The 14,190-nt window shown below is 63.9% G+C and carries 11 protein-coding genes and 1 pseudogene; 5 read left to right on the top strand and 7 right to left on the bottom strand.

Going from position 1 to position 14,190, the window contains the following annotated elements; translation table 11 throughout:
- The first annotated feature begins 58 nt into the window (after positions 1 to 58).
- Entirely contained in the window at positions 59 to 1,288 is a 1,230-nt protein-coding gene (locus V3587_RS08710) for an MFS transporter (RefSeq protein ID WP_095970237.1), read from the top strand.
- On the opposite strand, the gene V3587_RS08705 is transcribed toward V3587_RS08710, so the two are convergent.
- Genes V3587_RS08705 through V3587_RS08690 form a run of 4 tightly spaced genes read right to left on the bottom strand, consistent with a single transcriptional unit; the run spans position 1,249 to position 6,993 of the window.
- Positions 1,249 to 1,917 (bottom strand): class I SAM-dependent methyltransferase, encoded by a 669-nt coding sequence (locus V3587_RS08705; RefSeq protein ID WP_283376385.1) that lies wholly within the window; start codon positions 1,915 to 1,917, stop codon positions 1,249 to 1,251. The genes V3587_RS08710 and V3587_RS08705 overlap by 40 nt on opposite strands.
- 36 nt (positions 1,918 to 1,953) lie before the next feature.
- Positions 1,954 to 4,497, bottom strand: a complete 2,544-nt coding sequence (locus tag V3587_RS08700; protein ID WP_095970239.1) for a polynucleotide kinase-phosphatase — start codon at positions 4,495 to 4,497, stop codon at positions 1,954 to 1,956.
- Positions 4,494 to 5,918: a 3' terminal RNA ribose 2'-O-methyltransferase Hen1 gene (locus V3587_RS08695; protein ID WP_095970240.1), complete on the bottom strand. Its 1,425-nt coding sequence runs from the start codon at positions 5,916 to 5,918 to the stop codon at positions 4,494 to 4,496. The genes V3587_RS08700 and V3587_RS08695 overlap by 4 nt, the downstream gene beginning before the upstream one ends.
- A 37-nt stretch (positions 5,919 to 5,955) precedes the next feature.
- Entirely contained in the window at positions 5,956 to 6,993 is a 1,038-nt protein-coding gene (locus tag V3587_RS08690; protein WP_283376384.1) for an Rv2578c family radical SAM protein, read from the bottom strand.
- A gap of 98 nt (positions 6,994 to 7,091) precedes the next feature.
- Between V3587_RS08690 and V3587_RS08685 the strand changes: the two genes are divergently transcribed.
- From V3587_RS08685 to V3587_RS08665, 4 genes and pseudogenes are all read left to right on the top strand, one after another.
- Complete coding sequence (locus tag V3587_RS08685) at positions 7,092 to 7,472, top strand: RidA family protein (protein ID WP_095970242.1); 381 nt, start codon at positions 7,092 to 7,094, stop codon at positions 7,470 to 7,472.
- A gap of 54 nt (positions 7,473 to 7,526) precedes the next feature.
- Positions 7,527 to 8,426, top strand: a pseudogene (locus V3587_RS30685) (DUF5995 family protein).
- A 49-nt stretch (positions 8,427 to 8,475) separates the two neighbouring features.
- Positions 8,476 to 9,909 carry a putative nucleotidyltransferase substrate binding domain-containing protein gene (locus V3587_RS08670; protein WP_251011995.1) on the top strand — a complete coding sequence of 478 codons (1,434 nt, stop codon included), beginning with the start codon at positions 8,476 to 8,478 and terminating at the stop codon, positions 9,907 to 9,909.
- Complete coding sequence (locus tag V3587_RS08665) at positions 9,906 to 10,688, top strand: Fic/DOC family protein (protein WP_200313907.1); 783 nt, start codon at positions 9,906 to 9,908, stop codon at positions 10,686 to 10,688. Before V3587_RS08670 ends, V3587_RS08665 begins: the two co-directional genes overlap by 4 nt.
- A 38-nt stretch (positions 10,689 to 10,726) precedes the next feature.
- On the opposite strand, the gene V3587_RS08660 is transcribed toward V3587_RS08665, so the two are convergent.
- From V3587_RS08660 to V3587_RS08650, 3 genes are read right to left on the bottom strand one after another with little or no spacing between them, the layout of a single operon-like run.
- On the bottom strand, positions 10,727 to 12,709 hold the full coding sequence (locus V3587_RS08660) for a 5-oxoprolinase/urea amidolyase family protein (RefSeq protein ID WP_283376381.1): 1,983 nt from the start codon (positions 12,707 to 12,709) through the stop codon (positions 10,727 to 10,729).
- Positions 12,706 to 13,359, bottom strand: a complete 654-nt coding sequence (locus tag V3587_RS08655; protein WP_283376380.1) for an urea amidolyase associated protein UAAP2 — start codon at positions 13,357 to 13,359, stop codon at positions 12,706 to 12,708. Before V3587_RS08655 ends, V3587_RS08660 begins: the two co-directional genes overlap by 4 nt.
- Entirely contained in the window at positions 13,356 to 14,189 is an 834-nt protein-coding gene (locus tag V3587_RS08650; protein WP_283376379.1) for an urea amidolyase associated protein UAAP1, read from the bottom strand. Before V3587_RS08650 ends, V3587_RS08655 begins: the two co-directional genes overlap by 4 nt.
- Position 14,190 lies beyond the last annotated feature (1 nt).

The raw sequence follows: 14,190 nt of genomic DNA, 5'->3' as shown, positions 1-14,190 counted from the left end.
AGCGAGTGCAAAATATCCACTGCGCAGGTGTGTATCGATACATGTATCGTTACACAACATGACCGCTCGACTGCCCAAGGCAACCACGCTCCGGCTGATGACCCTGGCCGGAGCAGCCTTCGCCTACGTGACGGCCGAAATGCTCCCCGTCGGACTGCTCAGCGAAATCTCGACGGACCTCGACGTCACCGAAGGGCGTGTCGGCCTACTGCTGACCTTCTACGCATACGGTGTCGCGGCCTTGACTCTTCCGCTGATCGGAGCGGTCAAAACCTGGCCGCGCCGACGCGTCGTCGTTCTGACGGTGGCCACCCTCGCGGTGTCGCAACTGGTCGCAGCGTGCGCCGTCAACTATCCGATGCTGGTGATCGGACGATTGCTCTGCGCTGCGACGCACGGAGTGTTCTGGGCTGTCGTTGCCCCGGTCGCAGCCACCCTGGTTCCGCGCGGACAACAGGGCAAGGCAATCGCGACGGTGTATGCCGGAACGTCTCTCGCTTTTGTTCTCGGGGGTCCACTTTCCTCGGCGATCGGCCAATCCTGGGGTTGGCGAACTGCGTCGGCGGCAATCGGTGTGGTGGCAGTGATCATCGCTTTCTCGCTGCATCGTGCGCTGCCTGAGATGCCGGTCGACCAGCGCCATCGGAACAAGCGAGACAAACCGAAACCGACACCGGAGATGCGACGGGCACTCGCCGTCATCTGCGCGGCAACGCTGTTCGCCGCCCTGGGACAGTTTGCGTCGTACACGTTCTTCACGCTTCTCGTGGAGGAAAGCCTCGGCTCGTCCGGTGGCATCCGTACCGCGATGCTTCTGGTGTACGGCGCAGCGGGCGCCGTCGGAGTGTGGGTCGCCGGCAAGTACTACGACCGCCGACCGCGCCTCTTCACGCTCATCTCGATCGCGACGGTGGCCGGCGCGCTGGCCATTTTCTGGCTCCTGGCGCCGTCGATGGGAGCGTTCGCCGTCGTCGCCACGATCTTGTGGGGCGCGGCGTTCACCACCGTTCCGATCTGCCTCCAGTCCTCGGTTCTGCGCGCCGTCCCGATCGGGACCGACCGCGCGTCCGCCATCTACGTCGTCGTGTTCCAGATCGCGATTGCAACAGGCGCGCTGCTCGGTGCGGCCGTCGTAGACAGTGGTGGGCTCTCACATCTGGCGGGCATCGGGGTCGCCTTGATGATCGGTTCCTTGGTGATAGTCGGGTTCGGGCGACGCGCGTTTCCCCAGGAACCGGAACGGTCTACTCACTCCCCCACCGACGCGCCCGCGGGCCTCGCGTCGTAGATCAGGGTGTATCGCCAGAACAGTCGTCTCCTGATCCTGCTCCCTGGCAAACACGACGCGGCCGCGCGCCGGACGTCAGCCATCGACTCACCCGGGTCAGCGGTGGGAGCCGTCATCGCCTTCAGCGACTCGGAGGCAACCCGTCGATGCTTGACGACGCCGAGGACGGGATTGCAGACGGTCGCCAACACCGACAGGAGCCCGTCGGTGGCTGTGGTCGATCGATAACACCCGACCACGACGAGCCGGCCGCCCGGTTCGAGAAGGCCGCGCAGCCGCTTCATCGATTCGTCGAGTGGAAGATGGTGCAACGCTGCGACGACCGTGATCGCGTCGTACTTCGCCTCGGATGCAAAGTCCTCGATCCGCCGTGCGTCGATGATCACGTTCTCCTCGTGGACAAACCTTGCGCGCACGGCGGCCGAGGTCGTGGGGTCGGGTTCCACACCGACCACCACGTCGAACCGCCGACGCAAGAGTTCGATCAGATTGCCCGTCCCGCACCCCACGTCGAGAGCGCGACCGGACCTGACCCCGCGCAGATTACGTAGAATCCATCGGCCGTAGTGATCGTTGTGACTCCACGGATGGCGTCGGTTGAAACCGTCCAAGCGAGTAATCACACCCATACCCGACGGTATCAATCCGAGCCCCGGCACCGGCCGTCACAACCGCGGGTCGACCGGCTCCGATTCGAGAGCCAACACCGCGAACACGGCCTGGTGCGCTCGCCACAAAGGTTCACGGTCGACGAGCCTGGAGACTGCCTCCATGCCGAGCGCGTACTCGCGCAGCGCCATCGACTGCTTGTGCCCGAGGTTGCGATTGCGTAGCCGAGCAAGCGTCGACGGTTCGAGGTAGTCGGCACCGTAGATCAATCGCAGGTACTCCCGGCCGCGAACCTTGATGCCCGGTTGTACCTTCGCGTTGTACCCCCGCGGTCCGTGGATCTGATTCGCCAGAGGTTTGACGACCATCCCCTCACCACCGTCAGCGGTCAGCGACTCCCACCACTTCGTCGCTTCGGACACCGAGTCCTCGGAACCGAGATCGACTACCAGTCGACGCGTGGTGGTAAATCGATTCGGGTCGGCCGCGGCCAGGCGGTCCGAAATACCGAGGTGCCATTCGTGATCCCGTTCCCCGTACGACTGGCCCTCGGTCGCAAGAATCTGGAAGGGCGCGATGGTGACGCCGTCCAGTCCGTTCGTCGGCCACACGTACCGTCGGTAGGCCTCACCGAAGCGGTCGATACTGGCAGCCCGAACAGTTGTCTGTTCGAACATCTCCGCCACGTCCAGGCCCCGCGAACCTGCCTGCGCCAACACGGCCTCGCGAGCGGCGAGGTCTGATCGCCCTGCCGCCGCGACCGACGCATACTGCGAGCGCAGCAGACCCTCCGCTTTGACGTTCCACGGCAACAGTTCGCAGTCGAGGAGCAGCCAGTCGGTGCCCAACTCTTCCCACAACCCCGCTGCGGTGACTGCGGCGGCGATGTCGTCGATCAACTGCTGAGTCAGGCCGTCGCCGAAGAACTGACGGCCGGTGCGGGTGTGCACCATCCCGGTGAGCGAATCCGGTGCGTCGAAGCGGGACTGAGCAACCGATCGATCACGGCACACGAGCACAACTGCCCGCGAACCCATGTGCTTCTCTTCGCAGATCACTGTTCCGATTCCGCCGGCCCGGTATGCGTCGAACGCGGTCGACGGGTGTTCCAGATAGTCGTCGGATTGGGCCGTCGCGCAGGGCGCCATGGTCGGCGGTAGGTACCGCAGCCATTGCGGGGCGACCGCGAATCGGCTCATCACTTCCAAGGCGCCGGCGGCGTTGTCGGTGCGAACGGACACTCGCCCGCGCAGTTCGGTGTCGACGCCGGTCGTTTCCAGGACGTCGGCCAGATCGAGCACATCCGGATCGCGAGTCGGCGCAGCCAGCGGCACCACCGGTTCGTACCAAACCCGCTCCGCCGGAACCGACACGATCTCTCGTTCCGGGTATCGAAGAGCGGTGAGGGATCCACCGAAGACGCACCCGGTATCGAGGCACGCGGTGTTGTTGATCCATTCCACCTCGAGCACCGGCGTGTGACCGTAGAGGACCATGGCTGATCCTCGGTAGTCCTGCGCCCACGGGTATCGAACAGGCAAGCCGAATTCGTCAGTCTCACCGGTGGTTTCACCGTAGAGCGCAAAGCTTCGCACCCGGCCGGACGCCCTGTTGTGGTAGTCCTCCTTGAGACCGGCGTGTGCGACGACGAGTTTGCCGTCGTCCAGGACGAGGTGCGCCACGAGGCCGTCACAGAAGTCGACGACGCTTTCGCGGAACTCCGCCGACTCGGCGGCAAGCTGCTCGAGCGTCTCGGCCAGTCCGTGACTGGCCGTGACCTTCTTACCCCGAAGCGCTTTGACGAGTTTGTTCTCGTGGTTACCCGGAACTGCTATCGCATGTCCCGCCGCGACCATCCCCATGACCAGACGCAGCACACCGACCGAATCCGGTCCCCGATCCACGTAGTCCCCGAGGAAGACGGCAGTTCGCCCGTCCGGCGGCACCGCGTCGACAGCGCTGCCATCCGTCCCGTAGTCGACGGTGTAGCCGAGTTTCACGAGGAGCGACTCGAGCTCACTTCGACATCCGTGGACGTCGCCGATGACGTCGAACGGGCCATGCTCGACACGCAGATCGCTGCGCAGCGGGTGGCGCGAGAATGTGGCTTCGGAAACCGCGTCCTCACCTCTGAGGATGTGAACCGAACGGAAACCTTCCTTACCCAAACCTCGGAGCGAGCGAGTCAACTGTTGGTGCTGGCGGCGAATGACGTCGCGTCCGAACGTCCGATCAGAGCGAGCGTCGTTTCGTGCCGAACACACCGATTCCGGAACATCGAGCACGACTGCCACCGGCAGTATGTCGTGCTCGCGTGCCAACGCAACGAGCCGCTTGCGCGCAGCGGGCTGGACGTTGGTCGCGTCGACAACCGTGAGACGTCCGCGTCGCAGACGCTTGGCTGCGACGAACTCCAGCACTTCGAAAGCGTCGGACGTCGATTCCTGTGAGTTCGGATCGTCACTGACCCACCCACGGAAGGTGTCACTCGAGAGAGTTTCGAAGTCACCGAAGTGACGCGCCGCGAAGGTCGACTTTCCCGAGCCACTGACACCGATGAGTACTACAAGAGCGAGGTCTGGAATCTCGTACACCGTCATGACGTTCGTGCCTCCTTCGTGAAGATCGCCATCTGAGTCGGCCCGCCGAGGGCCGGATCGATGGCTCCGACGAATTCGAACTCCACGGAATACCCGTGGGCTCGGGCCGTTTCGGTTGCCCAGTCGCCGAATTGGGTTCGGGAGAACTCGAACCTGTGGTCCGGGTGCCTGAACTCTCCCTCCGCCAACGCCGGATACAGCACGTTGTAGTCGGCATTCGGAGTTGTCATCAGCACGTACTGCGGTGCTGCGTCCACGAAGACCGATCTGACCAGGGCAGGCAACCGCGCAGCATCGACGTGCTCGATCACTTCCATGAGCACGGCTGCGTCGAAGCCTTTCATCCGTGCATCGCGGTAAGTCGCCGACGACTGCATCAAAGACACCCGTTCACGCTGGACGTCGGACATTTCGGTGAACTTCAATCTCCGCTGCGCACGCGTCAGTTCGCGCGCGCTCACGTCGACCCCGACAAGTTTGTCGAATCGAGCGTGCGGCATCAGTGCCTCGATCAGTTTCCCTTCGCCGCAACCGATGTCGACGATCGTTCGCACGGGCAGTCGCTGAAGCGTCGCCGACACTGCGTCGACGCGAAGCCTCTCCAGCGGCGGATCCGGTCGCGGTACTTCGATCTGCGCCTCGGCTTGTTCGGGAATCAGTCGATCGACCACCGATTCGACCAGGTCGCGTCGACGAGCCAGGTAGCGGGACATGATCAGCGCGGAATCCGGATGCGACGCCAACCACTCTCCAGCGACGCGGATCAATTTGTCTGCCTCGTCGGGTCCCACCCAGTAGTGCTTCGCGTCGTCGAGGACCGGCAACAGCACGTAGAGGTGCCGTAGGGCGCTCTGCACCGTGTGTTCCCCGGTGAGCGTCAGCGATACGAAGTCGGAGTTTCCCCACGTCGGCAGGTGCGGATCAAGCTGCACCGGTATCGCGGTTACATCCCAGCCCAGCGGCTCGAACAGCCGACGAGGCAAATCCGCATCGCCGCCACACGGAACCACCGGAATCGAGACGGTCAACGCTAGTTCGGCTCCGACGAGTTCCGGGTGTGACTTGCACGTTCCCGTCAACGCGGTGCGAAACAGCTTCGACAGGGCAACCGAGAGGATGGACGACGCCGCATACGGCCGATCGTTGACGTACTCCCCCAGCGAAAAGTTGTCGCCACTCTTACCGCGTCGATACCTACTCTGCACAAGTTCGATGGGGTCGACGTCCACAATCACTGCCACAGTTGTCTTCTCGGCCGAGGACTCCGGGTACAGAACCGTGGCGGTGCCGATCGCCAAGTCGAAGCTTTGCACGCGGTCGGGATGTTTGTGCAGCAGGTAGCTCAACGCGGTCGCATCAGGAGTCTGCGAGGTCGGGGTGGACGTCAGTGTGAGTAGCACCAGGCGAATGTAGCCCGGCAAACGTCCGGGGCGCCTCCGATTTACGCGCCCAGGGCCGTCAGAACAAGGTGAGAGCTGCTCCCGCACCCACCAGTTCCCGAGGCGCCTCGCGCGATTCGATGCCGGCTGCACTGACGTCTCGATGCTCCGAGCGACCACCCAACCCATGACGCTCGACCAGTGGCTCGACACGGCTTGCAAGCCAGCGCTTGTACTCGGGCGTGACATACGCACCCCGCCCGTACAGCTCGCGGTAGCGACGGATGAGCGCCGGGTGTTCCTGAGCAAGCCAATTCATGAACCAACCCCGAGTACTCCCGCGCAGGTGCATCGGAAAGACCGTCACGCTGCTCGCGCCTGCCTCCGACAGTGCCTCGAACAGACCGTCGAGGTGACTGGTGGAATCGGTGAGGAACGGAATGACCGGCGCCACCATGACATTGCACGAGAATCCGGCATCGGTGATGGCGCGGATCATCTCGAGACGCGCCCGCGGCGACGGGGTACCAGGCTCGATCTGCTTCTGAAGGGCTGCGTCGTTGATCGCCAACGACACTCCGATTCCGACGTCGACCTGCGCCGCCGCCATTTTCAACAGCGGCAGATCCCGTCGGAGCAGAGTTCCCTTCGTCAAGATCGAGAAGGGAGTTCCCGATTCGGTCAACGCGCGAATGATGCCGGGCATCAAGCGGTATCGGCCCTCGGCTCGCTGATAGGGATCTGTGTTGGTGCCCAGTGCCACCGCCTCCCGTTTCCAGGACTTTCGCGCCAACTCCTTGCGGAGCACCGCGGCGATGTTCGTCTTCACGACCACTTGGGAGTCGAAATCCGCGCCGGCGTCGAGGTCGAGATACTCGTGACTCGGTCTCGCGAAGCAATATCGGCATGCGTGCGAGCAACCACGAAAAGCGTTGACGGTGAAGCTGAACGGCAACGTCGACTCTTCGGGCAACTTGTTGAGCGCGCTCTTGCAGAGCACCTCGTGAAACGTGATTCCCTCGAACTCGGGAGTCTGCACGGAGCGCACCAACCCGGCCCGTTCGAGTCCGGGTAGTGCTCCGTCATCTGCATCCAATGCCTGACCCGACCACCTCATGGCCCCAAGTCGAACACTTGTTCTAAGCTATGTCAAGATGAAGCGAATAGCCGACCGTGCCTCACCACGGCCGGTGAGTTGTTGGCACAATTCCTCGCATGTCGAACACAAGCACGCCGAACAGAATCAACATTTCGTCCGGTTCCGAATGGGAACCGAAGATCGGTTACTCCCGCGCCGTGCGCATCGGTAACCAGATCGCAGTCTCCGGCACCACCGCTCCTGGTGAGACCCTCACCGATCAGACCCGCGCAGCGCTCGAAACCATCAAGGCAGCACTGGCCGAGGCAGGCGCCACCCTCGGCGACGTCATCCGCACTCGCATGTACCTTCGCGACATGACGCAGTGGGAGCAGGCCGCTCTCGCCCACGGTGAAGTGTTCGGCGAAATTCGTCCCGCCACCACGATCCTCGAGGTCAGCTCGCTGATCGACCCCGCTCTGCTCATCGAGATCGAGGCCGACGCGGTTATCAGCTGATCGCCAATCCGGACATTTGCGAAAGTGGGCGCCTAGTCTGAGCCGATGACACCGATGCGGCTGTATCCGTTGACGCTCGCGCTCGGCATCACCGTCACTTTCCTCGCGTCCACCTTCCTCTCGCCCGGCTCTGCACTCGCAGATCCGGGCGAGAGTCTTTCGACGGCCTGTGGCAGCCCGCTGAGCAATGCCGAGGTGGATCGGGTTGCCGAACTCAGTGACGTCACGACGCTGACCGGCGCTGGACTATCGCGTCTCGAGACCGCTGTCGAACGTCATCGGGAGATCACGTCGATCCTCGTCTCACACCATGATTGGCGAGGCTTGTTCTCCGTCGGCCTCGACGCTGTGGAGCACGAGGCGGTGATGCCGCTGCAGCGAGACCGTGCGGCCTTCGACGATGACGAGTGGGCCCATTCGGTCAGCTACGAATTGCTGCGCAGGTACCTGGTGAACGTCCATGCGGAGTTCACCGGCACTCCCACCGATCCGGCGTGGAGCAACTAGTTCGCCCTGACGCGTCAGTGCGACGCCAGTCCGGCACGAGTCGCCATGGCCGGCTACAACGCCCATCTCACCGTCGATCTCGCTCACGCCGTCGCCACATCCGGAACCACTGCGGAGGATGTCCCCGATTTCTACAAGATCGTCGATTCCATTGCCGTCAAGGGTGGTTCGATCGTGACCCTCACCAAGGCCGAGTACGACGCCGATCTCGGGCCGCTCTGGCGGTTCTACTTCGTCGGCGAAGGACTCGACCGATTGGCCGGAAACTCGCAGCCCTCGGAACTACTGCTCCGCGCCGCCGACAGCGGATACAACACCATCACACTGGCCAACGGGTTCGCCCTCCAGAATCCGCAGACACGTCCCGGCGCAGAACAGGAGATCGACGCGCTCTGGCGTACTACAGATTCCGCTCTCGACGTACTCTCGCGACTCGGTGGTCTCTGACATCTCCCCCTCCGCTGCCTGAAACGGACACACCTGCGACAATGACCCCATGACGGGGCACTCGGCGGGGCAAGGCATGCAGAGTCCCGCCATGCGCCGGGTGCGAGACCTGTTGCGCGGGCCCGCAATTGTCTGCGACGGCCGGGCAACCATCCGCGATGCCGCCAAGTTGATGACCGATGCGGGCCGCCGCGCTGTTGTGATCCCGACGGAGACAACCGGTTTCGGAATCTTCACCGAAGGTGACCTACGTGCCCGCGTGGTAGTCGGTGGTATCGACAGCAACCAGCCGGTATCAACGGTGATGACGCCGTCAGCAGTGACAGTCGATCCGGATCGACTGGGCGCCGACGCCGTGACCGACATGCTCGAGTACGGATTGCGCCATCTCCCGGTCGTGACCGAGGCAGGCGCACTGATGGGTGTGCTCGAACTCAGCGACCTCCTGACTTCGGCCACCAATCAGGGTTTCGAACTGCGCGCAGCGCTCGCCACGGCACAGGACGACTCCCACCTCGTCGAAACAGCCCGCGCGGTCCCTGTTCTGGTGACGGAATTGGTGGCGTCACGGGTCTCACCGCTCGACATCGGTGCGACGCTGGCGGTGCTGATCGACGTGACGGTCAGGCGAGCGATCGAATTGGTAGTGGGCGGAGACGAGCGACCGGATTTCGCGTGGCTGTCGCTCGGCAGCGTCGCCAGACGTGAAGCGCTCCCCTCTTCGGATATCGACAGTGCGCTGGTGTGGGGCGGCGAATCACATCACGAGGGAGCCGACGCCGCGAAGACCATCCACGACATCCTCGATCTCTGCGGGTTCCCTCGCGACACCAAGAACGCCGTCGCGACCCAGGCCAGGTTTGCTCGGACGCTCCCACAATGGCGCACTGCGCTGCGGAAATGGGTGTCCAATCCGTATCAGGACCAAGCCCTGGTCATGTTGTCGATGCTCGCGGATGCCCGCGTCGTCGCGGGCGATCCTGCGTTGGATCCTCGTCCTGCGGCGTTGGATCAACTGCGACTGCACCCGGCAGTGATGCGCCTGCTCCTTCGCGAAGCGGTCGGCGACAAGGCAAAGCTCCATTCGTTCAAGGACGTGATGACGCGTCGGACCGGAACCGTCGACCTCAAAGCCAGCGCCGTCCAACCGATCGTGAACATCGCTCGATGGGCGGGGATTTCCGTGGGCGCCCGCACGAGTTCGACCCTCGAACGCCTCAAAGCCGCAGCGGGAAGTGGTTTCCTACTCGACGACGACGCCCAGGTACTGATCGAATCTTTCGAGGTGCTGCAGCAGATTCGTGTCCGCCACCAGACCGACCAATTCTCCGCGGGTAGGCCACCGACCGACGAAGTCGTGATCGCCGAACTCACTCCCCTCTCGCGTAGCTTGCTGAGCAATGCTGTGCGCGAAGTCGCGGGTGTGCAACGACGACTCGAATATGCCGCGTCCGCGTCGGCGCTACCCGACATCGACCCGTGAATCGCACTGCGCTCGAACAGGTTCTGGCGGCGGAGGGCCTCGAAGGCTGGGATCCGAGCGATGAGCAGATCGCGGAACTCGAAGCCGTCCTCGTCGGAACACTCTCTCGGCGTGAATATTTCGAGCAGGAATTGGCGCGGGCTGTCGGCCTGTCGTCACCGATTCCCCCGCGGATCCGCTGGCGAAGATCAGCGCCGTACGTCTATCGCGGTACGTCGGTACTCGAGAACAACTTCGACGTGCGGGATCCCGCTGCCCTGCAATCACTCGAGTTCGCGGCGACCGCGCTCCGCCTGGGTGAGGCGCACCTCGGCAGCGACCTCGTACCGCACACGCGAGACACAGCCGAACTACTCCTGCTTCACCAGCACGTTTTCCAAGACCTGTATCAGTGGGCCGGCCACATCAGAACGGTCGACATCAGGAAAGGTGCGGCGACGTTTGCGCCGGTCTCGGCGATTCGGAACTATCTGTCCGAGGTGGAAGAGATCATCGCCGCCGTCGATTGGGTAGCGCTCGATCACGGCGCTGCGTCGTTCGCGCTCGCTTCGGTGTACTCGACGCTCAATCATGCCCACCCGTTTCGGGAAGGAAACGGGCGAACCGGAACCCTCTTCCTGCACCGACTCTCCGCCGACACCCGGCATCAGCTCGACTTGTCGCGGGTGAGCAGAATCGAGTGGGTATCGGCGTCGAGGGACTCTGCGCCTTTCCGGCCCACCGGAACCCCGTCGCCTCGCCCGTTCATCGATCTGTTCAATCGCGCTCTGACTCGCTGACGCACACGACTGCCGGTGGTCCGCGCTGGGATCGAGCATCAACCGGGCAGCGCGAACTCCCCTGCGTCGGACCAGCGTTGACGCTCGGCCCCGAATGCGACGGACTGCATCGCGCGGAACTCCTCGATCGAGCGCGAGTTCGACGCGAGGAACTCTTGATGCTCGGCCAGCGAGAAGCTGCCGTCCTCGATCTCGACGCCCCCGCCGCGGCCGGCGGCGGTGTCCGCGCGCAGATCCATCAACTCGTCCGGCTCGACGGGGTACCAGGAGATCCGGTCGAAGAATCGCAGCAACCACGGAGTGCCCTCCTCGAACGGCCCGGACTTCGCGGGATGACGGTGATTCCACACCTGCGTCGTACGTCCGACGAACTGGTATCCACCTGGGCCTTCCATGCCGTAGATGCAGAGGTAAGCCCCGCCGATCCCGACGGCGTTTTCCGGGGTCCAGGTGCGGGCCGGGTTGTACTTGGTCGTGACAAGGCGATGACGGGGGTCGAGCGGCGTCGCGACCGGAGCGCCGAGGTAGACGTCGCCGAGTCCGAGCACCATGTATTCGGCGCCGAAGACGGTGTCGAACACGTCGTTCACGGATTCGAGACCGTTCATCCGGCGGATGAACTCGATGTTCCACGGGCACCACGGCGCGTCGGCACGCACGCCGTGCATGTACCGCTGGATCGCTTCGCGCGTAGCCGGGTCGTCCCACGACAGTGGCATCCGCACAGTGCGACTGGGCACCACGAGTTCGTTGGCAGCAGGCAAGGTGTCCTCCGCCTCGGCGAGCATTCCCATCAGCTTGCGGACGGGCAGGACGTCCGGGTCGACGCGAACCTGCAGGCTGCGGATTCCAGGTGTGAGATCGAGTAGTCCGGCCGGCTTCTCGGCTTCGAGTCGCTGATGCAGTGCATGTGCACGCGCACGGAGCGCCAGGTCGAGGTTCATGTCGCCGTATTCGACCAACACGTTGTCATCGCCTGAGCGCCGGTACGTGACCGCGGTGTCGCCGTCACGGCGGGCTATGACGCCGTCGTCGCCGTCACCACCGGAGGAATGCACAACCGAATTGGACGCTCGACGCGATACTCCGAGGTCACGGCGGGAGGCTGCGCGTTCGGCGCGGATCGGTACGAAGCGAATCTTGTTCCCGGGTGCCAACTGTCCGAGCTTCCAGCGATCAGCGGACACGACCGTGATCGGGCAGACGAAGCCGCCGAGGCTCGGTCCGTCGGGTCCGAGGAGGATGGGCGTGTCACCGGTGAAGTCGAGTGCACCGATCGAATACGCGTTGTCGTGGATATTCGAAGGGTGAAGTCCCGCTTCGCCGCCGGTGGTTCTGGCCCAGTCAGGTTTCGGACCGATCAACCGGACTCCGGTGCGGTCGGAGTTGAAGTGGACCTCGTACTCGGTCGCGTACAGCGTGTCGATGTCGGAGCGGGTGAAGAACTCCGGCGCCCCGTGCGGGCCCTCGGTCACCGCAAGTTCCCAGCACGTGTGTATCGCCGGAACATGCTCGGCGGGAACAGCTCCCACTGCGCCGGTCGCCTGTCCGAGTTTGAGAACGTCCCCCGCCCGCAGGGTCCTCCCTTCGTGTCCACCGAACCTGCCGAGGGTGAAGGTCGACGCGCTGCCGAGATAGTCGTCGGTCTCGATTCCGCCCTGGACGAGTACGTAGATGCGCAGTCCCGGGCCGCTGACCGTTCCGACATCGAGCACCGCTCCAGCGGGGACGAAAACGGGACGCCACTGACCGTGTGCGACGCCGTCGACCGTCACCGACACCGGGGCGCCCGTGACGCATACCGTGGTGTCCTCGTCGAACGTCATCGCAGGTCCGGCCATCGCGCATTCGATGCCGGGGGCACCTTCGGGGTTTCCGACTGCGGTGTTTCCCAACCGAAACGACAGGTCGTCCATCGGGCCGGACGGAGGGACTCCGATCTGCCAGTACCCGACGCGTCCTGGATAGTCCTGAACCGTCGTCAACATTCCGGGACGCACGATGGTCAGTTTTGCGTTCATTCGTCTGCCTCCGGCCGTGTGACGATCATGCGGACGGCAGTCGGATCGAAGCCGTTGCACGGGTTGTTGATCTGCGGGCAGTTGGACACGAGGACGAGCACGTCGCGTTCGGCACGCAACGCGAGCCGCTTGCCTGGCGCTGAAAGCCCGTCGACGATCCCGAGCGTGCCGTCGGGGTCGACCGGGACGTTCATGAAGAAGTTGATGTTGGACACCAGGTCCCGCTTACCGAGCCCCCATCTGGCGCCCTCGACGAGGAAGTTCTCGACGCACGCGTGCTGATGTTTGGTGTGGTGGCCGTACCGCAGGGTGTTCGATTCCTGTGAGCACGCGCCGCCCACGGTGTCGTGGTTTCCGACCTCGTCCGCGACCAGGGTCATGAGTGGCGTTCCGTCGTCACTGCGAAGCACGGAGCCTGCGGACAGAAACAGGTTCTTCTGGGCTGCGACCGTCGCTGCTGCCGAGTACCGAACGCTGTGATCGTCACTGGCGTAGACGAGTGTGTCGACTGCTTGGTTTCCGTGCAGATCGACGACGGTCAGGACGTCACCGGCGCGGACAACTGCGGACCACGGCCCAAATGCATCGGCAATCTCGTCGAGGATCACCGTTCCGGTAACGAGGGCGGGCACATCCAAGGTGGTGGTCATACGATCGCCTCCAGGTTCGAAGCCGTCCAGGCATCTTCGGTATTGAGCACTGCGCGTTGGTATTCCGGACCGCCGCCGGCAAGGCTGCCGAGTTCCTCGGCCGCGTTCCACGCGAGCACTTCGAGGGACGTGGTGGGAAACTCCAGCGCCGGATCGAGTGGGTGCGCGGTGTTGGCGATCATCACGATGACCGGCAGGTGGATGAGAAGATCGACCGTTGCGCCTGCGCCGACAGATCCGGTACTGGTGAGAGCGCCGTCCGCCTCGACGCGGACACCGTGGAAGAAGGACAACGGAGGCGCAATGTCCTGCGGCCCGAGTCCGTTCTTCGCGGCAGCGACGGTGAACAGTTCGCGTCCGGCGGGTGCGGCGCTGTGCAACGAACCCTGCCCGTACTTCGCCTCGTTGGTGGCACGTGACGTCGTTCCGCAGAACGCATCGTGGTGACCCGACGTGTCTGCGACCACGGTCGCAAGTACTCGCCCCTGATCGGAGAGCAACGGGTGCCCGACGCCGAGATAGGCCTGCCATGGCACCTTGACGGTATCGGCGACGTTGAGACGCTCCCAGGGGGCGTCGGCGCGATAGAGCAAGATGTTTGCGCAGGCGCTGCCGGCGATGTCGCGAAGTCGCAATCGGGTTCCACGGGCGAGAACCTTGGTCGTGTACCGCCCACCCGGCACGGTTTCAGCCCAGGTCAGACGTTCGGGAGCGACGTCCTCGGGTGGGTTCGGCCAATGCGTTGCCGGCAATACGGGCATGGAATCGGTGATCGTTCCAGCTTGGGACCGGGCATGCTCGCGCGCTCCGGCGGTGGTCTGAGTACTCATG

The sequence above is a fragment of the Rhodococcus sp. IEGM 1306 genome (assembly GCF_036541985.1).
GTDB lineage: Bacteria > Actinomycetota > Actinomycetes > Mycobacteriales > Mycobacteriaceae > Rhodococcus_F > Rhodococcus_F qingshengii.
The sequence above is the reverse complement of the archived record's forward strand: the minus strand, read 5'-3'. Positions and strand labels throughout refer to the sequence as shown.